Here is a 21,125-nt window from a genome sequence, read left to right as displayed (position 1 = left end):
AGCGGGCCGTGCGCCGCTCGGACGCACGACAGCGGCGACGCCCCGAGGGGTGCCGCCGCCGTGGATCGTGACCGTGCCGGCGTCTAGCTGTGATGACCAGCCAGGTTGTCCAAGCGGCTGATGGGTGATCGCTTCCCGATGGCGGAGTGGGGCCGGTGGTGGTTGTACTGGTGGACCCATGCTGGCAGAGCAGCGAGCCGCGCTGACTCGGAGTTGTAGAACTTCTTGAATGCCCAGCCCTCGACCAAGGTGCGGTGGAACCGCTCGATCTTCCCGTTGGTCTGTGGCCGGTAGGGCCGGGTCCGCTTGTGGACGATCCCGAGGTCGGCGCAGGTGTCACGCCACAGGAACGACTTGTAGCAGCCGCCATTGTCGGTGAGCACCCGCTGGACGCTCACGCCGCGTTCGGCGAACCAGGCCACCGCGTTGCGCAGCACCTGGGCGGCGGTCTCCTTCGTCTCGTCGTCGCGGGCCTCGACGAAGGCGACCCGTGAGTGGTCGTCGATCACGGTGTGCAGGAAACAGGTGCCGATCAGGGGCTTGGAGTACTTGCTCTTCGCAGCACCGGTGCGGGCCGCGGTGGCTGAACGGTTCTTCCATCCCTGTTCGCGGCCGGTGTAGCGCCAGCCACCGCCGTCAGGGACGCGGCCGAGCTTCTTGACGTCCATGTGCAACAGGTCGCCGGGGTGCTCGTGCTCGTAGCGGCGGATCGGCTCCCCGGTGACACGGTCGATGTGGCTGAGCCGGTTGAGCCGACACCGGACCAGGACCGCGTGCACGGTCGAGGACGGCATCTTGAGACGGTCGCCGATCTCGACCGGACCGAGGCGCTGCTTCCACCGCAGGTGCACGATCTTGCGGACCACCGGCTGCGGAGTGCGGTTCGGCTGCCGATGCGGACGCGATGAGCGGTCCGCCATCCCCGCCGCCCCCTCGGTGCGGTAGCGGTCAGCCCACTTCTTCGCGGTCTTCCACGACACGTCGTAGCGCTCAGCCGCGCGCGGGATGGGCCACCCCTGCTCGACGACCAGCCGCGCGAGGCGAAGCCGGGCACGAGGAGTCAGGGCAGCGTTGGCATGGGTAGCGTGAGACACGAAGACCTCCTGGTGGGAGCGGTTCCTTAGACAGCTCCACTCCACATCGGGAGGTCTTCACCTATCTACGACATCAGACCGTGTCGTCACACGTTCTCGACCAACGTGCCTGGTCATCACATCTAGCTGACTGCGAACCTGTCCAGGAACGGGACCACAGCAGCGGCCACGGCCTCCGGCAGCTGCTCCGTCATCGGGATCATGCCGCCCTCGATGACGGCGATCTCGATGCTGCGCGCCCCGACGAGCTGGGTGCGCATGACCTCGACGTGCGGGAACGCGAACGGATCGGCGTCCGCGCCCAGGATCAGCACGGGAGCCGACACCAGGCCGATGCGGTCCTCCATGACGTAACGCGCGCACGCGAGGTGCCCCTCGAGCGGGTCGACACCCGGTGCGAGCGCGTCACGGACGAAGCGGTTGAGCAGATCGGATCGACCGGTCGGGTAGTGGGGACGACGCTGGTCCCACCACGTCACGAGATGGCCGCCCTCCTCGTCCACCTCGGCGTCGTCGACGCCGCCGGGACCGTCCGCCTGGGCGGCGCGGAACTCCGGGCCGGTGTAGGCCGGCGACGACAAGATCACCGCCGCCACCCTCTCGCGTCCGGCGGCCGCGACCTCGACGGCGACCACGGCCCCCGTGTGATGGCCCATCACGGCGAATCGCTCGAGTCCCAGTGCATCGGCCAGGTGCAGCGCGCCTGCGGCGTACTGTTCGATGGTCTGCGGCCCCTCCGGCTTGGCCGACTGGCCGAAGCCGTACATGTCCATCGCGATCATGCGGTGGTGCGGGCCGACCAGCGGCATCAGCTCGGAGAACTCGTCGTGCGACCGTGGGGTCTGGTGTAGGCAGATGACCGGCGTGCCGCCCGATCCCGCCTCGGCGTAGTGCAGCTGGCCGAGCGGGGTGTCGGCGTACCCGAAACGGACGAGCGCGTCAGCCACCTCAATCGACAAGGGTCCGGCCCATGTTCGAGTAGGTCTCTGGGCGGGCCCGGCGTGCTCGCATCGCCACGGCGACCGCGACGACGATCGTGAGCAGGTGCAGGTACGGCAGGCCGTTGATGATCCTCGAGTCGGTGCCTGTGATGGCGGTGAAGTTCGACAGGGCGAAGTAGGTGATCGCGCCGAAGCCGATCAGCGACAGGCCCGGTGCGACGGTCTGCGCCCAGCCGAAGACGCCCTGGCGGGCGAAGAACACCAGGACGGCCAGCGACGTTGTGGTGATCAGCAGCATCAGACCGACCGCGCCGAAGCCCGTCAGGGCCGCCGACAGGTTGGTGAGCGGGTCGAGCCCGGCCAGCGCGAACCCGATGACGATGAGGGTCTCGACGGCGTAGCCCGTCGACCCGGCGACGACCGGCGACTGGTACCTGGGGTGCAGCGTGCGCAGTGACCTCGGCAGGAAGCCGTCGCGGCCCAGGGCGAACATGTAGCGCGAGGCGGCGTTGTGGAAGGCCAGCATGCCGGCGAAGCAGCTCGTGACGATCAGCACCTCGAGGATCGTCGTCCAGGCCGACCCGACGAACTCGTCGCTGAGGTCGAAGGCGAACGTGCCGGGGCTCGTCCCGGCGGCGGCCGTCGCGCCGTCCGAGCTCGCGAGGAACGCCCACGACGTCATCACGAAGAACAGCCCGATGCAGGCCATCGCGACGTACGTGGCGCGCGGGACCGTGCGCTCTGGGTCCTTGGCCTCCTCGGCGTAGATCGCGGTGCCCTCGAAGCCTTGGTAGCAGGAGAACGCGAAGATCATGGCGACGCCGACGACGCCGGGCACGAAGACCTGGTCGGGGCTGAACGAGCTGGCGGGCAGGCTGCCGAACCCGTTCTGGGCGATGATCGCGATGTCGAGCACCAGCACGACCACGAGCTCGAGCACCAGCGCGACCCCGAGCACACCGGCGGCGAGGGTGATCTTGAGGTAGCCGAGCGTGAAGGCGATGACGAGGCCGACGAGGGTGTAGACCCACCACGGCAGGTCGATGCCGAGGAGCGTGTCGGCGCTGCCGGCGGCGAAGAAACCCATCGCGCCTCCGGTCGCGGCAGCCAGTGCGAGGTAGGCGGACGTGGCGATGTAGGCCCCCGCGAGGCCGACGGGACGTCCGAGCCCCTTGACGATGTAGGCGAAGAAGGCCCCGGCGTTGTGCACGTGAGGGACCATCTTGGTGAAGCCGACGGCGAACAGCAGCATGATCGCCATGACGAACACGAACATGCCGGGCGTGCCGACGCCGACGCCCAGACCGATGGCGAGCGGCAGGATCGCCACGGCGCCTCCGGCGGGTGCGACGGTCGCCATGACCATGAAAACGATGTGCGAAACGTTGAGGCTTCCTTGCGCCAGCTCGGTCGCTCCGCTCGAGGGCGACCGATCGGTCACCGTACGTTCTGCCATGGGACAACTCCTCCTGCTGGGACGACCCGAGGGTGTGGGGCGGCCGTCGACTAGCGGACAGTGTGGGGAGGCACCGTCACCCTGACTATGCGCCCGGTTCGCTCAGCGACACGCGCCGCACCCGCTGTACGACTGATCTGTCTGCGTTCGTGCTGCTCGCACGTCACGAACGTCGAGAGATCCGTCCCTAGGTGGACCGATTCTTTCGGCGTTCCGGTGGTCCCAGCAACCGAAACGCCGACAGATCGGTCGTGCTGGCGTCGCCGGCCCTGCTTGAGGGGTCGGGCCTCGGCGGTCCGTCGGTGGGGCCCAACCTGCACGTGATCCCGTCGTACTTCATCAGCGGCGTCTACGTCCCGACCTGCTGGGAGCCCTGGAGAAGGACGACGTGCTGACGCTGTCGGCCCACCAAAGCGGCACCTGCGCGACGGGTACCGACCCGGCCACGTCGGTCGTCGACGGACGCAGCCAGCGGCACGACTGCGTGGGCGTCTATGTCGTCGACGAATCGGCGCACCCGCCGCTGACCTGCGGTCAGGCACTGGGGTGCAACACGGCCTTTCCTCGCACTTGGCCTGCGACCAGACGGCGGAGGGCCCCTTCGACCTCGCTCATCGCGAAGGTCTCGAAGGTCACGGCAAGCTCGCCGGCGACGAGCAGGGCGGTCAGCTCGTCCACCACTGCGTTGCCCTCGCCAGCACGGCGGAGCAGGTTGACCGGCAGCACCGCCACGTCGCCCAGCAGCCAGTTGGGCAGGTCGAGGGTCGCGGACGTGCCGGCCGTGTAGCCGACGACCGCGAAACGTCCGCCGGGCCGCACCCAGGCCAGCCGCTCGGCGAGGCGCGCGCCGCCGACGGTGTCGACGACCAGTGTCGCCACGGGCGAGGCGGCCAGCTCGGAGGCGCGTGCTGGATCCTGCATCGACACGACCTCGGCGCCCTTTGGCACCAGCGCCGTGCGCTCGTCCGACGACACCAGCGCGATGACGCGCGCTCCCGCCCTCAGCGCGAGCTGCACGACCATCGACCCGACTCCGCCTGCAGCGCCTGTCACCAGCACGACCTCGTCGCCGACGGCGTCGACACCGGTGTCGGGCCAGGTGCCAAGGCGTCCCACCCCGTGCAGGCTGACGTGCGCCGTCGTGAGCGGGTCGTAGGCCACGGCCGCGAGATCGAGGTCCAGGCCGTCAGGTATCTCGGTCAGCACATCGTGCGAAACCACGACGAGCTCGGCCCACGTGCCGGGGGTCGCGATGCCGACCCCTCGCCCGCGGATCGAGACCCGTGTGCCGGGTGCGAGCACGTCGGACTCCACGACCGTCCCGGCACCCTCGACGCCCGGGACGTACGGCAGCTCGGGGCTGATGCCGAACTCGCCGCTCGCGACCGTAAGGTCGAAGTGCGACAGGCTGGCCGCCGCCACCTCGACCAAGGCCTCGCCCGGCCCGGGCTGCGGCGCCTCGACCTCGTCGAGGCGCGGCGCCTCGCCCCAGGCGTGGATCCTCAGGGCCTTCATGCCGAGTGTCCAGCGTGACCGAGCGACGTCGGTCTCACGCGAAGCAGACCGATACCGTGCCGAGGCCCGACAGCGTCGCGGTGACGCGCTGGCCGGCGACGACCGGCCGCATCGGTCCGAGGGCACCCGACAGGATGACCTGCCCGGCCCGAAGGGGCTCGCCGACCTCGCGGGCGGTGCGGGCCAGCCACACGACGGCCTCGACCGGGTCGCCCAGGCATGCCGCTCCGTTGCCCGTCGACACCTCCTCGCCGTCGATCGACATCGTCATCTCGATGTCGGCGGGTACCACTTCGTCCAGGCTGCACTGGTCGGTGCCGAGCACGAACGCCGCGCCCGACGCGTTATCGGCCACGGTGTCGCCGAAGCTGATGTCCCAGTCGCGGACACGGCTGCCGCACACCTCGAGCGCGGCGACGACGTGATCGGTCGCGGCCCGCACCTGCTCGGCGTCGAGCGGGCCGTCGACCAGGTCCGCACCGAGAACGAAGGCGATCTCGGCCTCGACCCGCGGCTGCATGACGTCGGCGGCGACGATCGTGGCCCCGTCGGCGTGACCCATCGAGCCGAAGAGCACTCCGAAGTCGGGACGGTCGACGCCCATCTGCTGCTGGACCGCGAACGACGTCAGCCCGATCTTGCGTCCCACGACCTCTTCGCCGTCAGCGACGCGGCGGGCGGTCAGGACGCTCTGGACGGCATAGGCGCTGTCGAGATCGTCGCGACCGATCAGGTCGCGGACCGGTTCGCACGGCCTACCGGTGTCGGCGGCCTTTGCGAGCCGCTGGGCGGCGGCGTTGACGTTCTCCTGGTTTACGGTCATGTGAACACGATGGTGTCGGCGGGGTCGGGAGTAAACGGAGCTGTCTCGCTCAGCAGTCCCTCGGACAGGCCCTGCAGACGACACTGGCGCCCCCCGCCTGGTCGCTCAGTGAGAGCACGCGCACTGCCCGGGCGGGCAGTGGCTGCACCCCGCCGCCGGCACGTCGAGGGCGGGGCTGCGGTCGAAGAAGTTGGCTGGCAGCAGCATGAAGCTCGCGACCTCGTTCGGCATAACGGGCCAGTCCTCCGACCGCGGGATGTGGGTCACGCCTAGTGTGTGCCAGAGCACGATGTCGGTGTTCTCGACCGGCCGGTTCGCGGCCGACCACGAGGCCAGACCGTTGCCTGACTTGTCCATATTGGGGTGGTCACCCGCCGCATGGAACTCGTCGGGCGAGTACGGCGTGACCCACACGTTCTTGGTGGCGAAGCCGGCGCGCCGCACCATCAGCGAGGGCTCCTGGGCGATGAGCGTGTCCGATGCCCACCCCGGCAGCAGCTTGTACCCGACGGGAACGCCCCAGCGGTTGGTCTTGTGCGGGTTCACGACGGTCCACGTGCGGGCCGTCTGTGGGTTGGTCAGACCGTCGCCGTCCAGCTCGTTCTTGATGGGCTTCTTGGTAACCCGGATGGCGTTGCCGTACGGGTTGCTCGGTCCGATCGGTTCGCCGTCGACATCGGTCTGGTAGACCGTGTTCTGCCAACCGTCGACCTCCATGTCGAGTCGGAAGTTGAACAGATGCTGGTGCCAGGTGGCGGCGAGGTTCTCGGCCACGGGACTGGCCTGTCCGGGCAGGTCTCCCTCGTAGGCGATCGTCTGCACGATGCCCATCAGCTTGGTGTCGACCTCGATGTGGCCGTCCTGGAAGAAGTTCCAGTAGAAGCCGTAGTGGTAGTTGCCGACGGTCGCAATGAAGCTGACAACCAGCTTGCGCGAGCGGCGCACATCAACCTTGCCGGTCACCCAGTCGGTGTGCTTCCAGAGGATGCCGGCGTCCTCCTCATGGATGCAGATCGCGTTCTCGATCGTGACCGGCTCACCGTCGTCGTTGGCCATGACGGCGTCCATGTACGTGATGTCGCCGAGGCAGTCGCATCCCAGCACCAGCGAGTTGGCCATCTTGCCGAGCCCGTACTCGCCGGCGTCGAAGGCGCTGCGAAAGTAGTGGGTGTCGGCGGGGATGCCGTAGGGCACGATCATCTCGCCGACCGATGCTCGGTGGATGATCGAGCGGTACTCGCCGCCGTCCTGGTACTCGACGCCCGTCAGCACGAGTCCGTCGATGGGGTGCATGCCGATGCGAAAGCGCCACTTCTGCCACGTCATCTGCGGTCCGTCGAGCACGAAGCCGGGACCGTTCGGCTGGGTGATCTCCAACGGTGCGACGTCGGTGCGCATCGGCTGGTTGTGGTCGGCGGTGTAGTTGCCACACGTCATCGGCATCGGACGCACGCCGGTGTCCTCGACCCCGACGACCTCACGCGTGACCGTGTCGACCAGCACGATGACGCCCTCGACGATGTGGGCGTAGGCGTTGTCGTCCTCGGCGTGACGGAAGTACGTCACGCCGGCCCACAGCCGCTTGCCCGTGAGGTCGAGGTCGGCCCGGTTGCCGACGCCGAACGGGTCGATCTGCACGAGGCTCATGTCGGTGATGCCGCGCTTGGCCAGCGCCTCGCTGAACCGCGGGTCGGACTTGGCGGCCTCGTCGATGATCTGCACCTCCTCGAACAGCATTTGCGCACTACCGTCCGTGAGCTGGTGCGACGACACGATCGACTCGTCGTCGAGGTCGACCACGACGTTCCACGTGGCCGCGGACGTGCGGTCGAGCACCAGCGCTCGGGCCCGTCGGCTGACGGCCTCGCCGGCGCGCAGCCTAGCCTTGTCGGGCTCGTCGACGAACAGCGAGCCGAAACCCGGACGGTCACCGCCGATGCCGTGCTTCTTGATCAGCCTAGAGGCGCGGGAGATTTCGTCGGCCGTGAGGGAGTCGAACAGGACGGAGTGCATGGGACTGAATGTCCCATGCCGACGTCCTGTCCTCCAGGACGCATTCCGTTGACCGAACCCCGCCCCGTTCGCCTCGGCGACGTCCGGCGATCGTGAGCTCACGAGCTCATCTGACGGCCTGACCGCCGCATAGGGCTGCGTGGCGGCCCGGTACTCGACCTGTCCGCATGGCGTCCTACCCCGTTACAAGCGTGGTACAAATGGGCGAACATCTTCGACGTTTGCGCAGGTCAGCATGGGTCAGTCAGTCACTACTACGACATCTGACAGACGTCGTAACCCCGAAAGGGCCCCTGACCTGCACTGGTGCAGGATCAGGGGCCCTTTCGTCTCGGCGCCCTCATGTCCCGGGATTCTCCTCCCCGCGCGCAGCGGGTCAAGATGGATCGTGACCTACGACCCGAACGACACCTTCGTGCACGTGCGGGGCGCCAGCGAGCACAACCTTCGCGACGTCGACGTCGACATCCCGCGCGACGCCATGGTCGCCTTCACCGGGGTCTCCGGATCCGGCAAGTCGTCGCTCGCGTTCGGCACGCTGTACGCCGAGGCGCAGCGCCGCTACTTCGAGTCGGTCGCGCCGTACGCCCGTCGGCTGCTGCAGCAGGTCGGCGCGCCGCACGTGCAGGAGATCACCGGGCTCCCGCCTGCCGTGGCCCTCCAGCAACGGCGTGGTGCACCCAGCTCCCGGTCGACGGTCGGCACGATCACGACGCTGTCGAACCTGCTACGGATGCTCTACTCCCGAGCCGGGACCTACCCGACCGGTGCCGCGCACCTGGCAGCAGAAGCGTTCTCGCCGAACACTGCCGCCGGTGCCTGCCCGCGATGCCACGGGCTCGGTGTCGTGCATGACGTGGCCGAGGACCTCCTCGTCCCGGACCCGTCGCTCAGCATCCGCGACGGCGCGATCGCGGCCTGGCCCGGTGCATGGCAGGGCGCCAACCTCCGCAGCATCGTGAGTGGCCTCGGCATCGACATCGAGAAGCCGTGGAGCAGGCTGAGGAAGAAGGACCGGGACTGGCTGCTCTACACCGACGAGCAGCCATCGGTGCTGATCAAGCCACAGCGTGACCGCGTCGACCACGGCTACTACGGAAAGTTCTGGAGCGCCCGCAAGCACGTCATGCACGTGCTCTCCGACTCCCCGAGCGAGCGGATGCGCGAACGGGCGCTGCGGTTCGTGCGGAGCGTGCGCTGTCCCGAGTGCCACGGCAGCGGGCTGCGGCCTGAGGCGCTCGCGGTCACCGTTGCCGGTCTCTCGATCTCCGAGGTCAACGCGATGTCGCTCGTCGACGTGGTCGCTGTCCTGCGGCCCGTGGCCGAGCTGCCCGAGGAGGCCAACGAGGTGGCGGTGCGGATCTGCGCCGACCTGGTCGCACGCGTCGAGGTCCTGCTCGACCTCGGCCTGGGCTACCTCAGCCTCGGGCGCTCCTCGACGACCCTGTCGCCCGGCGAGGCCCAGCGCCTGCGCATCGCGACCCAGCTGCGGTCCGGCCTGTTCGGCGTCGTCTACGTGCTGGACGAGCCCTCGGCCGGCCTGCACCCAGCCGATGCCGAGCCGCTGCTCGACGTGCTGGCCCGGCTCAAGGCGTCGGGAAACTCGCTCTTCGTGGTCGAGCACGACATGGACGTCGTACGACGCGCCGACTGGGTCGTCGACATCGGGCCGGGCGCCGGGGAAGGCGGAGGGCGGGTGCTCTACAGCGGCCCGGTGGCCGGCCTGGAGGACGTCGAGGAGTCCGCCACGAGCCAGCACCTCTTCGGGCGCGCCGAGCCGCTGGACCACACCCCGCGGACCCCGCACGGCCACCTGCACCTGCGCGGCGTCTCCCGCCACAACCTCACCGACGTCTCGGTCGACATCCCGCTCTGCGTGCTGACGGCGGTCACCGGCGTCTCCGGGTCGGGAAAGTCGACACTGGTCACGCAGGTGCTCGCCGAGCTCGTTCGCTGCCACCTGGGGCTGGCGCCCGAGGACCCCGACCAGGCCGACCTCGAGGTCGACGTGGAGGACGCGTCGGGACTCGAGTCGTTCGACCGTCTCGTCCTGGTCGACCAGCGCCCCATCGGGCGTACGCCGCGGTCCAACCTGGCGACGTACACCGGGATGTTCGATGCGGTGCGCAAGCTGTATGCGGCGACGGACGAGGCGAAGGCCCGCGGCTACGGCGCCGGCCGGTTCTCCTTCAACGTCGCCGAGGGCCGGTGCGAGACCTGTCAGGGCGAGGGATTCGTGGCTGTCGAGCTGATGTTCCTGCCGGGGACCTACGCGGCCTGCCCGACCTGTCATGGCTCCCGCTACAACGCCGAGACGCTGGAGGTGACCTACGAGGGCAGGACCGTCGCCGACGTGCTGGCGATGACGGTCGACGACGCGGCGAGATTCCTCGCGGACGTCCCCGCAGCCTCCCGGAGCCTTGAGACGCTGCGCGAGGTGGGGCTGGGGTACTTGCGGCTGGGCCAGCCCGCGACCGAGCTCAGCGGCGGCGAGGCCCAACGCATCAAGCTGGCCACCGAGCTGCAGCGCGCTCGCCGCGGCCACGCGCTGTACCTGCTCGACGAACCGACGGCCGGCCTCCACCCTGCCGACATCGCCCTGCTGCTGCGACAGCTGCACCTGCTCGTCGAGGCCGGCAACACCGTCGTCCTCGTCGAGCACGACCTCGACACGATCGCTGCCGCCGACTGGGTCATCGACCTCGGTCCGGGCGGTGGCGATGCGGGTGGCACGGTGGTCGCCACCGGCACCCCCACCGACATCGCCTCGGCCAAGGGCAGTGCCACCGCGCCATACCTCGCACGCCGGTTGGCCCGTCGACCACAAGCAGGCTCATGAGCCAGATCCCGAGCATCATCGACAACTACTGACCCAGCGCCCCTCACGCTGGTGACGAACCTTGTCGGAGGTGCCATGGTGGACCCATGGCCGACGAGGACATCATCACCAGGATCAGCGCGCTCGTGGATGAGGAGCACCAGCTCCGGTCCGGGTCGGAGACCGACACCCAGCGGCTCGGCGAGCTCGAGACCCAGCTCGACCAGTGCTGGGACCTCCTCCGCCAGAGGCGCGCCAAACGCGAGTTCGGCGCGTCCGAGTCCGAGGCACAGGTGCGTCCTCCGGAGACGGTGGAGAAGTACCTCTCCTGACGAAGGCCCCCGGAGCGATCCGGGGGCTTCGTCGTTCTCCGACCTGGACTAGGCCGGCACCTTGTCGGCGAGGATGTCGATCTTCTCGATGTGCGGCTCTGAGAAGAGGACCCCGACGTTGGGCCCCAGCGCCTGACCAACGCCGCCGGCGAGGTGGGCGTCCCGGGCGGCGTCGTCGGGGAAGGCGTCGTACACCCCGAAGCTCGAGGGGCCGAACTGGATGGCGAACCAGGCGACGGTGCCTGGCTCCTCCATGACGATCGCCCGCGCCTCGGTGAGGAAGTTCGCGAGCTCGGCCTCCTTGCCCGGCAGGGCCTCGAGACGCACCAGAAGGGCTTTGGTCAGCATGGATCGAACTCCTTCGTTCGAGGGGTGCACCGCTGCGCCACGGTTGTCGCGAGTGACGCCGGACTGCTTGTCCCGGCAATCATCGGGAGGAGCGCAGGTGCGTGCATCCCGTGAACGGGTGCTCTTGACCTTCCGGATCGCCTCCGCGCAGCGTCGTGGAGGGAGGCGTCCCTTGCTTCACGCAGCGCGGTGATCCACGCTCAGCCCATGAGCATGGACGAGGTGGCGGTCGGACTCGTCTCGGCTCCGGGTGCGGCCACCGAGATCGCCTCGGTGCTCGCCGACGACCTGCACTCCGAGCTGAGCCTGCACCTCCCCACCGTGCGCTGGCGGGTGTGCACGGTGGTCGACGCGCTCGTCCAGCCACCCGCCGACGACGCCGCCCTCGTCGCTGCGGCCAGGGAACGGCTCCTGGTGGAGGACTGGGACCTGGTCGTCTGCCTCACCGACCTGCCGCTCAAGGCTCACCGGCGACCGGTCGTGGCGCACGCGAGCCCGCTGCACGGCGTTGCCGTCCTGAGCCTGCCCGCGCTCGGCGCCATCGGGCTGCGTCGACGCACCCGCGACATGGTCGTCGGCCTCGTCCGCAGCTTGCTCGGGGACCCGGAGGGCCAGGCGTTCTCGGGTCCTGTTGCTGGTCTCGGTGGCCGCGCGCGCGAGCTCGGAAGGAGCCAGCAGCCGGAGGGTGACGGCAGCGTGAGGTTCACCGCGAGGGTCCTCAGCGGCAACCTGCGACTCCTGGTCGGGATGATCCGCGCCAACCAGCCGTGGCGGCTCGCCATCGGACTCTCCAGGGCGTTGACCGCAGCGTTGGCCGGCGGGGTCTTCGCCCTCGTCACCCCCGACATCTGGCGGCTGGGCGACGCGCTCGGCTGGGTCAGGCTCTCGATGATCGGGGTCGGGTCTGTCGCTGCGATCAGCATCGCGCTGATCGCCGGAGCCGGCCTGTGGGAGCACGCGTCGCAGCCGGTCGCTCGCAAGCAGGTGACCCTCTTCAACCTGGCGACCACGGCAACGGTGGTGCTGGGCGTGTGCTTCCTCTACGCGGCGCTCCTCCTGCTCGCCCTGATGACCGCACCCGTGCTGGTCCCTGCGCAGCTGCTCCGGCAGAGCATGGGTCATGTCGTGGGGGCTGGTGACTACCTGAGGCTGGTGTGGCTCGCCTCCTCCCTCGCGACGGTGGGCGGAGCCCTCGGCGCCGGCCTGGAGAGCGACGAATCCGTCCGGGCCGCCGCGTACACCTGCCGCCAGGAACGCATGCGGAAGGAGTGAACCGCCCGGGTCGGCGCCGACCGCATCCTCGCCCTAGTCGCGCCGGCGTGGCAGGACGCTCAGGACCATGCCGATGTAGGTACGGAACTCGACCATGTAGGCGCGGAGGAACTCCTTCGTGGAGTCGCTGGTGATCTCACCGTCGTCCTGGAAGACGTCGTGCGAGAACTGGATGTAGGCCTCGGGCGAGGTCATCTGACGGGCGTTGCAGAAGCTGAGCACACCGCGCAGGCTCTGTTGACCCATGGCGGTGCCGATCTGGCCGATGGAGGCTCCGATCACCGCGGACGCGAGGTGGTCGAAGGAGTTCTGTCCCCATGGTCGGGACGCCCAGTCGATCGCGTTCTTCAACGCTCCGGGGATGGACCGGTTGTACTCGGGGGTGACGAAGAGTACGGCGTCGACCGCAGCGATCGAGTCCTTGAGCGCGCGGGCCTCGGGCGGGTAGTCGCTGTCGAAGTCCGGGCTGTACAGCGGCAGGTTGCCGATGGGGATCTCGGTGAACTCCAGGTCGTCCGGGGCCACCCGGATGAGAGCCCTGGACAGGATGCGGTTGATCGACGTCGACGACAGGCTTCCGACGAAGTAGCCGACCTTGTAGGTGGTCATGTGTTCCTCCTTGTGTGGTGCCTTGTTGTCAGATGTCGGCTCACCGACGCCCCTCGGCCGCCAGGAACTCGTGGACGTGGCGGATCGCCACCGAGCCCTCGCCGACAGCGGAGGCGACGCGCTTGACCGAGCCGCTTCGTACGTCGCCCACGGCGAAGACGCCCCGGCGGCGGGTCTCGAACATGCCGTCGGGGCCGTCGGGGCCGTCGGCCGCGCGCCCGGTGAGGATGAAGCCCTTCGCGTCCAGCGGGATCTCCCCCTCGAGCCACCGTGTGTGGGGAGCGGCTCCGATCAGCACGAACAGTGATGTCGTCGCGACGCGCTGCCTCGCATCGGTGGGCAGGTCGTGCAGCACCACCTCGTCGAGCGCTCCGTCGCCGATGAGCTCGCACACCTCGGTGTTGCGCCACACCGTGATGCGCGGGGACTGCTCGACGCGGTCGGCCAGGTAGCGGGACACGTCCCTCCGCAGGTCGTCGTGCCGGATGACCAGGTTGACCACCGGCGACTGACGGGACAGGAAGCAGGCCGCCTGGCCCGCGGAGTTGCCGCCCCCGACGACCGTGACAGGGTCCTGCCGGCACAGCCGGGCTTCGAACTCCGTGGCGGCGTAGTAGACGCTGCTGCCCTCGAGACGGTCCATGCCCGGGACGTCGAGCCGTCGGTAGCGCACCCCCGTGGCGACGAGCACGGCAGGAAGCTCACCATGTCCTCGACGCTGAACTCCCCCGAGCGCAGGTAGGCGTCCGAGGATCGTTCGACGTCGAGCTGCGCCGATCGTCGCGAGTAGTCCGGGCCGGGCTGCCCGACGGCCCGGTCGCGGACCAGTGCCGGCTCGACGTAGTCAATCAGGCACAGGCACTTGTCGCCCTGACGCAACCCCTCCTCGAGGAAGGGATACAGCAACCGGTCACGTTCGGCCGGGCCCGCGTAGAGCGCGCAGAAGTGGGTTCCTGGACTGACGACTCCGACCCCCGGGATCCCGAGGCTGAGACCGTTCATGGAGGCCGCCGTTCACCGGATCCGAGGGTTTCGACACTACGCGCATTTGGTGCGGGGCGCATCCACGCGCCGGGTTGGCTGCGCGCATGCCCAGGACGAGACGACGCCATCTCCCCTGACCACCGAGCGGCGGAGCAACCTTCGAGCGGCCCCCGGAGCGATCCGGGGCCTTCGGCGTTCCTCACATGGACCTGGCCGCGACGTACTCGGCGATGTGCCGGTGCCAGAGCCTGATCGACGTGGCGTCAGGCCGTGCGTCGCCCCCGTCGAGCATGAGCGGGACGTCCTTCGGGTAGTGCTTCGTCACCCAGGCCACGAACGGCTCCCACATCTGGCCGGCGAAGCCGTTGCTGTCGTAGGCGAAGTCCATCTCGGACTCGACGACCTTGCCGTCCCGCACGAGGACGAGGAACTGGTTGTTCGTGTACGGCCCGCGCCCGAGCTGCTCCGATCCGAGTGCGTGGACGTCGAAGGCGCAGCTCACCAGGGTCCCGTCAACCTCCTCGCCCGTCACCGAGCAGGCGCCGGGCAGGATCCGGAACTCGATCGCCTCGTCCGCCCGGTTGTAGTCGCGCAGCGCGAGCCAGAAGCCCGAGGCGTCGTCGGCCAGGAGTGACCTCAGCCGCGTGCGGTCGAAGCTCGCGTAGGCGTCGACATAGTCGGCGGCAGCCCGCTCCGCCGTCAGCGGTCCTGCCGACGGCGACTGTGCGGTCCCGGAGGAGTCGGAGCCCGGCCCCAGGGCCCAGACGACGGCGACCACGGCAGCCGTCGCGACCACGCCCGCGGCCCAGGCGAGGCGGCGGGTTCGCTGCGTCTTCGGACGCTCCGTGCGCAGATCAGTCATGTGCCCCAGTCGAGGCGATCCCGGTATCAGTCAGGTACCGGTCGCGCGTCGGGCGGTCACCAGCCACGCTCCCGACGCGAGCCGCACGCCATCGGCGTCCTCGTGCACGGCCATGACGTCGTGGAGGTTCGCCTGCGCGCAACGCCTGCCGTTCGCGTCGAGCCTGGCGAACAGCCAGGCCATCTGCCCGACGATGAACGTCGTGGCCCGGTCCGCATCGGGTCCGAACCACAGGGGCTCGTCGTGCGCGGTGAAGGCGACGTCCTCCCAGCCGGCGCCCTCGAGCACCCCGCGCACCCGGTCGGGATCGCTCTGCGCGAACGGCCCGGGTGCGTCCGCCGGCGGCGGGGCCAGCGGGAGCACCCGTCCGATGGCCCCCATGAACTCGCGCAGCCACTCGTTGTCCTCGATCCCGCGCCACACGAGCATCGCCAGCCGGCCGCCCGGTCGGGTCGCCCTCGCCAGGTTCTCGAACGCCCTCGCCGGGTCGGAGAAGAACATGGTGCCCGTCCTGCTCGCGACCACGTCGTACGCCGCCTCGCCGAAGTCGTGCACCTGCGCGTCGGCCTGCAGGAACTCGACCGGGAGGTCGCCCGCCCTGGCGCGCGCCACCTCCAGCTGGGCTCTGGAGAGGTCGACCCCCACCGCGGTCGCGCCCGGCGTACCGCCCACCACGTCGAGTGCCAGGCGCCCCGACCCACAGCCCACGTCGAGCACCCGCTCCCCCGGCCGCGCGTCGACGGCGGACAGCAGCGCCGGCTGGTAGCGCGCCACCGAGGCCTCGTAGGTCTCGGCGTGCTCGGCCCAATAGGCCCCGTGCTCGCCGTCCCAGTCGCGCAGCTGGCCGGCGTTGCGCGGGTCGACCTCCACCGCTGTCTTGTTCATCGCCGCCAACCTCCTCGCCGTGGTCCCGAGAGAGTTGCTGCTAGATTTAGTCCCAAAGGGAGGATCATGTCAAGACGTTCCCGACTCACCACCACGACGTACGGCGTCCTCGGCCTGCTCGCGGTGCGCCCCCACTCGACCTACGAGCTCGCCAAGGCCATGGACCGCAGCGTCGGCAGGGTCTGGCCACGCGCGCAGAGCAAGCTCTTCGAGGAGCCGAAGAAGCTCGTCGAGCACGGGTACGCGACGGCCCGGGACGACGCGGTCGGCCGACGCCCGCGCACGGTCTACACGATCACCCGGGCCGGACGCCGCGGCCTCGCGGACTGGCTCGCCGAGCCCGGCCAGGGTCCGTCGCTGGAGTTCGAGGGGCTGGTCAAGCTGATCTTCGCCGACCACGGCAGCCGTGACGGCGCCCTCGCCTCGCTGGCCCGGGCCCGCCGATGGGCGGTCGAACAGAACGCCGGGAGCATCGAGGCCGGCGAGAAGTTCGCGGCCGCGGAGGGGGGTCGCTACGCCGAGCGTCGAGCAACCACGCTGCTGCTCGGAGCGTTCCTCACCGACTTCTACAAGCTCGTCGCCGACTGGGCCGACTGGGCGACAGGGGAGGTCGAGGGATGGCCCGAGGACATCTCCTCGCACCGGATCTCGGCCGACCGCACCCGCAAGGTGCTCGAGCGGGCTCGCTGGTCGGAGGAGGAGCATTCGGGCTGATTGCCCGGTGGCACCCAGGGCCCAACGGCCCTCGACCGTGCCCATGTGGCCCCTGTGCCACCGGGGTCCCGGAGCGATGGTGGGCACATGAGCACCGACAAGAACACCGTCGTCATCGCCTACGACGGGTCGGCGGACGCCGACCTCGCCCTCGAGTGGGGCCTCCACACCGCGGAGCTGACCCACCGGGACGTGCGCGTCGTGGTCGTCGCACAGACTGCCGACACCCAGCCGGTCCAGCTGCGCGACTACGAGGAGCACCGCGTCCACAGCGCGGCCGCCGCCGCCCGGGACGTCGTCAAGACGGCCACGGGCATCGACGCCGAGGTGGTCGTCGAGCGCGGCTGGGCCGTGCCGACGTTGCTGCAGGCCGCCGAAGACGCAGGCCTCCTGGTCGCGGGCAGCCGCGGTCACAACGCGTTCGAGACGCGCTGGCTCGGCTCGGTCAGCCAGCACCTCGCCGGGCATGCCGGCTGCCCCGTCGCCGTCGTACGCCGTGCCCACAACCCGAGGTCGCACCGGATCGTGGTCGGCGTCGACGGCTCGCCCGCCAGCGAGAACGCGCTGCGCTACGCGGCCGACCGGGCCGCCCTGACGGGCGAGTCGGTGCTCGCCGTCCACGCCTACCAGCTGCCGATGTTCTCCGGCACCGCGACGGGACTGGCGATCCTGCCCATCGACGTGGACACCGAGATCGTCGACGACGCCGAGCGGCTCGCCGCCGAGCTGGTCGCGGGCATCGCCGAGGACCACCCCGGCGTGGAGCTGCGCAGCACCGCCGTCATCGGCCGGGCCGGCCGGGTGCTGGCGCGGCTCTCCGACGACGCCTCGCTGGTCGTGGTCGGCTCGCGCGGCCGGACGCCGTGGCAGGAGATGCTGCTCGGCTCGGTCTCCCAGGAGGTGCTCTACCGCGCCGAATGCCCCATCATCGTGGTGCGCTGACAGGGTCGACCGGATCACCGCGTTCGCCGGGTGTCGGTGGCACCATGCTCCCCGTGACTGACTTCGAGGACGCCTGGCAGGCCTGGCGCGACACCCGTGAGACCCGGCTGCGCGGGCCGCGTGGCTGGCTCGCGATCATTGCGATCCACTGGCTCACCGACACGCCGGAGCGGTACGCCGACGTGCCGGGCGCCTGGTCCGGCACCGCCACCGCGGCGACCGTGACCCTCGACGCCGGCGAGGCGCTCACCGTCGCCGGACGGCTGCTGGAGACCGGCACCCACGACCTCGGGCCGGTCGACGAGGAGGGCGTGCGGGTCGAGTTCGGCGACGCGGTCGCCGACGTCGCCGACCGCGACGGGCGGACGATCGTGCGCCCGCGCCACCCCGACTCCCCCACGCTGCGGGCCTACCGCGGCACGCCCTGCTACGCACCCGACCCGGCGTGGGCGCTGCCCGGCCACTTCACGGCGTACGACGGCCCACGCGGCGAGGCCATCGGCGAGGTGACGTTCACCCACGACGGGGCCGAGCACCGCCTGGTCGCGTGGGACGACGACGAGGGCGGGCTCTGGATCCTGTTCCGCGACGCCACCAGCGGCGTGACGACGTACCCCGCCAACCGCCAGCTGGTCGTCGACCCGCCCGCGCCCGACGGCACCGTCACCCTCGACCTCAACCGGGCCTACAACATGCCCTGCGCCTACACCGACTTCGCGACCTGCCCGCTGCCGCCACCGGAGAACACGCTGCCCTTCCCGGTCGAGGCGGGCGAGCGGATCCCGGCGTTCTCCTAGGCTGACGTCGTGCACCGGATCTTCACCACCAGCGTCGCCTCGGTCTACCCGCACTACCTCGCCAAGGTGGAGCGCAAGGGCCGCACGCGCGAGGAGCTCGACGCGACGATCTGCTGGCTGACCGGGTACGACGCCGCGCAGCTCGCCGACCACCTCGACACCGGGACGACCTTCGCGGACTTCTTCGCCGGCGCCACCCTCAACCCCGGCACCGCCCTCATCACCGGCAGCGTCTGCGGCGTGAAGGTGCAGGAGGTGGAGGACCCGCTCATGCGGCAGATCCGCTACCTCGACAAGCTCGTCGACGAGCTCGCGAAGGGCCAGGCGCTGGAGAAGGTCCTCCGCGGCTGACTCCGGGCGCCGACTTTCCCCGTTCTTCTTCCCGGCGCCGGTCGATCACCTAGCCTCCGAGCGCCTCGACTGTCGACGGAAGGTGAGACCAGCGATGACCGAGTCCGACAACCCGAACTCCCGCAGTGGGGACGATGCACACCCCACGCAGCCGATCCCGAGGATGCCGCCGCCGCTCCCGCCCGCCCCCGCGGCCAGCCCACGGCCGGCACGGCCCGCGCCCGACAAGGGACTGATCCTCGCGGGGGCCTGGCTGGCATGCTCGATCGTCGTCGGGCTCTGGCTGATGATCAGCAGTCACAGCATCGCGAGTGACGAAGTGCGACTGGCCCCGATTCCCGGGACGAGCACCACGTCCTACGGCGGCGACGCCTACACCGGCATCCAGAACGCCGCTGCCAACACGGTCAACGGCGTCCGGGCGCTGGCCAGGTTCGACAGCGTCCAGGCCCGGGTCGAGCGTCGCGAGTCCTCGAGGACGAACGTCGGCATCGGGTTCATCGTCATCGGGATCGGCGTCGCCAACTTCAACGTGGCACTGATGCGACGGTCGACCCCGAGGACGAGCACCCCGGCCTGACGCTCAGCGCTCCAGCCGCGCGACCCGACCACCGGCGCCGGCGGCCCAGCACGAGCCGTCGGCCGTGCAGTCGAGCGTGTGGTAGCCGAGGTCGCTCACGCGGGTCCACGTGAGGCCGCCGTCGCGGCTGAGGCTGGTGCCCATCACGTCGCCGGACTGCCCGGTGACGAGCAGCGCGTGGTCACTGCCGGGGAGGTACGCCGCACCTTCGGCCAGGTGGGTCAGGTCGCCGCGATGCACCCGGATCGAAGACCTGTCCTGCGCCCGAGGAACATTTTCTGATCAAACGCTTGACCAGCGTGACGCCCGTCACTATGGTTCTGATCAAACGTTCTAGCAAGGAGCTCCCGTGACGGACCAGGTCTTCTTCCGCCCCGACCACGCCTGGGTCGGCGACGTGATCCCGGTCGAGCACGAGGGAGACCTGTGGCTCTACTACCTCCTCGAGCTGCGTGAGTCGCCGAAGCCCGGCACCCCCTGGGCCCTGGTCCGCACCGACGACCTCGTGACCTTCACCGACGCGGGCGTCGCACTCCCCCACGGCGGGCACGACGACGCCGACTTCAACGCCTACACGGGCAGCGTCGTCACCGACGACGGGGGGCTGCACCACCTCTTCTACACCGGGCAGAACCCGCGCCGCGTGGCCGACAACGGGCTGCCGCTGCAGCTGGTCATGCACGCCACCAGTGACGACGGCATGCAGAGCTGGGTCAAGCATCCCGAGCACACGTTCGGGGCGCCGGCCGGCTACGAGCCGACCGACTGGCGCGACCCGTTCGTGGTGCGCGACGAGGAGGCCGGGACCTGGCGGATGCTGCTGGCGGCACGCCACGACAGCGGGCCCGAGCGGCGCCGCGGGGTGATCGCCCAGCTGGTCTCGCAGGACCTGGTCACCTGGACACCGACGGTGCCCTTCTGGGACCCGCGCCGCTACATCACCCACGAGTGCCCGGAGGTGTTCCGGATCGGCGACTGGTGGTACCTCGTCTACTCCGAGTTCTCCGACGCGTTCGTGACCCGCTACCGGATGGCCCGCTCCCTGGACGGCCCGTGGCTGGCGCCCGACCTCGACTCCATCGACGGTCGCGCCTTCTACGCGGCGAAGTCCGCCCCCTTCGGGGACCGTCGCATCTTCGCCGGCTGGATCGCGACCCGCGAGGGCGAGACCGACGACGGGGCCTGGCAGTGGGCGGGCACGCTCTCGCTCCTCGAGGCGCAGCAGAATCCCGACGGCACGCTCGCCTTCCACGTCCCGCGCGAGGTCATCGCCTCCTTCACCGAGGAGGTCGACGTCGACCTCGCACCCACGGGCCTCGCGGCCGAGGACGGCTACGCCTGCCTCGTCAGCGGAGCCCCGCTTCCCCCCGAGTGCTACGTGCGGGCCGAGCTCGAGATCGACCCGGGCACCACCGAGTGCGGCCTGCTCCTCCGGTCCAGCGCCGACGGGGACCACTCCTACGTGATCCGGCTCGAGCCCAAGCGGGGCCGGCTGGTGCTGGACCGCTGGCCGCGGCCGACCACCGGCGAGGCCCAGTGGCAGGTCTCGGGCGACGTACCCCACGTCGTCGAGCTCGAGAGGCCGACCAACCTCACCGGCACCTCACACACCCTCGAGCTGATCCTCGAGGGCGACCTGGCCGTGGTGGTCCTCGACAGCCAGGTCTGTCTGAGCACTCGCCTCTACGACCACACCCATGACCGTCTCGGGATCTTCGCCGGTGACGGCACCGCGAAGCTTCGGGAACTCACCGTGCGCCGACGTCCCGCCGGATGACCGGCCAGGCGC

22 protein-coding genes and 2 pseudogenes are annotated in these 21,125 nt (G+C 70.0%); 11 read left to right on the top strand and 13 right to left on the bottom strand.

All coding sequences use genetic code 11. The features are described 5' to 3' along the window. Positions 1-83: 83 nt before the first annotated feature. The 3 genes from EJF31_RS02955 to EJF31_RS02945 all read right to left on the bottom strand — a co-directional run bounded on the left by EJF31_RS02955 (position 84) and on the right by EJF31_RS02945 (position 3,491). Positions 84-1,094 (bottom strand): IS481 family transposase, encoded by a 1,011-nt coding sequence (locus tag EJF31_RS02955; RefSeq protein WP_125035590.1) that lies wholly within the window; start codon positions 1,092-1,094, stop codon positions 84-86. Positions 1,095-1,216: 122 nt separating this feature from the next. Beyond that, positions 1,217-2,041 (bottom strand): alpha/beta fold hydrolase, encoded by an 825-nt coding sequence (locus EJF31_RS02950; protein WP_125035589.1) that lies wholly within the window; start codon positions 2,039-2,041, stop codon positions 1,217-1,219. Position 2,042: 1 nt separating this feature from the next. Beyond that, a complete protein-coding gene (locus EJF31_RS02945) occupies positions 2,043-3,491 on the bottom strand; it encodes an APC family permease (RefSeq protein ID WP_125035588.1) in 1,449 nt (482 codons plus the stop codon). Between the two features lie 251 nt (positions 3,492-3,742). Here EJF31_RS02945 and EJF31_RS21740 point away from each other — a divergent pair, with 251 nt between their 5' ends. Together EJF31_RS21740 and EJF31_RS22520 are read left to right on the top strand one after the other, a co-directional pair. After that, positions 3,743-3,886 (top strand): hypothetical protein, encoded by a 144-nt coding sequence (locus EJF31_RS21740; protein ID WP_185736113.1) that lies wholly within the window; start codon positions 3,743-3,745, stop codon positions 3,884-3,886. Then, positions 3,880-3,969 (top strand): annotated as a pseudogene (locus tag EJF31_RS22520) (hypothetical protein); the annotation flags it as partial. The gene EJF31_RS21740 and the pseudogene EJF31_RS22520, both read left to right, overlap by 7 nt. Positions 3,970-4,025: 56 nt before the next feature. On the opposite strand, the gene EJF31_RS02935 reads toward EJF31_RS22520, so the two are convergent. From EJF31_RS02935 to EJF31_RS02925, 3 genes are all read right to left on the bottom strand, one after another. Next, positions 4,026-5,006: a zinc-binding dehydrogenase gene (locus EJF31_RS02935; protein ID WP_125035587.1), complete on the bottom strand. Its 981-nt coding sequence runs from the start codon at positions 5,004-5,006 to the stop codon at positions 4,026-4,028. A gap of 34 nt (positions 5,007-5,040) precedes the next feature. Then, entirely contained in the window at positions 5,041-5,829 is a 789-nt protein-coding gene (locus EJF31_RS02930) for a 2-keto-4-pentenoate hydratase (RefSeq protein WP_125035586.1), read from the bottom strand. Between the two features lie 105 nt (positions 5,830-5,934). Next, positions 5,935-7,842 carry a primary-amine oxidase gene (locus EJF31_RS02925; protein WP_125035585.1) on the bottom strand — a complete coding sequence of 636 codons (1,908 nt, stop codon included), beginning with the start codon at positions 7,840-7,842 and terminating at the stop codon, positions 5,935-5,937. 388 nt (positions 7,843-8,230) lie between these two features. Here EJF31_RS02925 and uvrA point away from each other — a divergent pair, with 388 nt between their 5' ends. Continuing rightward, on the top strand, positions 8,231-10,681 hold the full coding sequence (uvrA, locus tag EJF31_RS02920) for an excinuclease ABC subunit UvrA (RefSeq protein WP_221767430.1): 2,451 nt from the start codon (positions 8,231-8,233) through the stop codon (positions 10,679-10,681). An 86-nt stretch (positions 10,682-10,767) separates the two neighbouring features. Beyond that, a complete protein-coding gene (locus tag EJF31_RS02915; protein WP_125035583.1) occupies positions 10,768-10,992 on the top strand; it encodes a DUF2630 family protein in 225 nt (74 codons plus the stop codon). Positions 10,993-11,040: 48 nt separating this feature from the next. Here the strand turns inward: EJF31_RS02915 and EJF31_RS02910 are convergent, their stop codons facing one another. Continuing rightward, the gene (locus tag EJF31_RS02910) at positions 11,041-11,340 is read right to left on the bottom strand and encodes a putative quinol monooxygenase (RefSeq protein WP_125035582.1); all 300 of its coding nucleotides are present in this window, start codon (positions 11,338-11,340) and stop codon (positions 11,041-11,043) included. A gap of 207 nt (positions 11,341-11,547) precedes the next feature. Here EJF31_RS02910 and EJF31_RS02905 point away from each other — a divergent pair, with 207 nt between their 5' ends. Beyond that, positions 11,548-12,612 carry a hypothetical protein gene (locus EJF31_RS02905; RefSeq protein WP_125035581.1) on the top strand — a complete coding sequence of 355 codons (1,065 nt, stop codon included), beginning with the start codon at positions 11,548-11,550 and terminating at the stop codon, positions 12,610-12,612. A gap of 33 nt (positions 12,613-12,645) precedes the next feature. Here EJF31_RS02905 and EJF31_RS02900 read toward each other — a convergent pair whose 3' ends face one another. The 5 genes and pseudogenes from EJF31_RS02900 to EJF31_RS02880 all read right to left on the bottom strand — a co-directional run bounded on the left by EJF31_RS02900 (position 12,646) and on the right by EJF31_RS02880 (position 15,952). After that, complete coding sequence (locus EJF31_RS02900; RefSeq protein ID WP_125035580.1) at positions 12,646-13,221, bottom strand: NADPH-dependent FMN reductase; 576 nt, start codon at positions 13,219-13,221, stop codon at positions 12,646-12,648. A gap of 40 nt (positions 13,222-13,261) precedes the next feature. After that, positions 13,262-13,912 (bottom strand): NAD(P)/FAD-dependent oxidoreductase, encoded by a 651-nt coding sequence (locus EJF31_RS02895; protein WP_260430587.1) that lies wholly within the window; start codon positions 13,910-13,912, stop codon positions 13,262-13,264. Positions 13,913-13,971: 59 nt separating this feature from the next. After that, positions 13,972-14,223 (bottom strand): annotated as a pseudogene (locus EJF31_RS22515) (MEDS domain-containing protein); the annotation flags it as partial. Positions 14,224-14,404: 181 nt separating this feature from the next. Further along, entirely contained in the window at positions 14,405-15,067 is a 663-nt protein-coding gene (locus tag EJF31_RS02885; protein ID WP_125035578.1) for a hypothetical protein, read from the bottom strand. 30 nt (positions 15,068-15,097) lie between these two features. Then, complete coding sequence (locus EJF31_RS02880) at positions 15,098-15,952, bottom strand: class I SAM-dependent methyltransferase (RefSeq protein WP_260430586.1); 855 nt, start codon at positions 15,950-15,952, stop codon at positions 15,098-15,100. A gap of 66 nt (positions 15,953-16,018) precedes the next feature. On the opposite strand from EJF31_RS02880, the gene EJF31_RS02875 reads away from it, so the two are divergent. From EJF31_RS02875 to EJF31_RS02855, 5 genes are all read left to right on the top strand, one after another. After that, positions 16,019-16,666: a PadR family transcriptional regulator gene (locus EJF31_RS02875; protein ID WP_125035576.1), complete on the top strand. Its 648-nt coding sequence runs from the start codon at positions 16,019-16,021 to the stop codon at positions 16,664-16,666. Between the two features lie 87 nt (positions 16,667-16,753). Next, positions 16,754-17,608 (top strand): universal stress protein, encoded by an 855-nt coding sequence (locus EJF31_RS02870; RefSeq protein WP_125035575.1) that lies wholly within the window; start codon positions 16,754-16,756, stop codon positions 17,606-17,608. A 44-nt stretch (positions 17,609-17,652) separates the two neighbouring features. Continuing rightward, positions 17,653-18,405 (top strand): DUF1684 domain-containing protein, encoded by a 753-nt coding sequence (locus EJF31_RS02865; protein WP_125035574.1) that lies wholly within the window; start codon positions 17,653-17,655, stop codon positions 18,403-18,405. Positions 18,406-18,414: 9 nt separating this feature from the next. After that, entirely contained in the window at positions 18,415-18,756 is a 342-nt protein-coding gene (locus EJF31_RS02860) for a DUF2200 domain-containing protein (RefSeq protein ID WP_125035573.1), read from the top strand. Between the two features lie 94 nt (positions 18,757-18,850). Next, positions 18,851-19,336 (top strand): hypothetical protein, encoded by a 486-nt coding sequence (locus EJF31_RS02855; RefSeq protein WP_125035572.1) that lies wholly within the window; start codon positions 18,851-18,853, stop codon positions 19,334-19,336. A 3-nt stretch (positions 19,337-19,339) separates the two neighbouring features. On the opposite strand, the gene EJF31_RS02850 is transcribed toward EJF31_RS02855, so the two are convergent. Next, positions 19,340-19,576 (bottom strand): hypothetical protein, encoded by a 237-nt coding sequence (locus EJF31_RS02850; RefSeq protein ID WP_125035571.1) that lies wholly within the window; start codon positions 19,574-19,576, stop codon positions 19,340-19,342. 109 nt (positions 19,577-19,685) lie between these two features. On the opposite strand from EJF31_RS02850, the gene EJF31_RS02845 reads away from it, so the two are divergent. After that, positions 19,686-21,113, top strand: coding sequence for a family 43 glycosylhydrolase (locus EJF31_RS02845; RefSeq protein ID WP_125035570.1), 1,428 nt, complete (start codon positions 19,686-19,688; stop codon positions 21,111-21,113). Positions 21,114-21,125: the final 12 nt, after the last annotated feature.

The sequence above is a fragment of the Nocardioides sp. LS1 genome (assembly GCF_003865225.1).
GTDB lineage: Bacteria > Actinomycetota > Actinomycetes > Propionibacteriales > Nocardioidaceae > Nocardioides > Nocardioides ginsengisegetis.
This window is presented reverse-complemented; position numbering and strand designations above follow the sequence as displayed.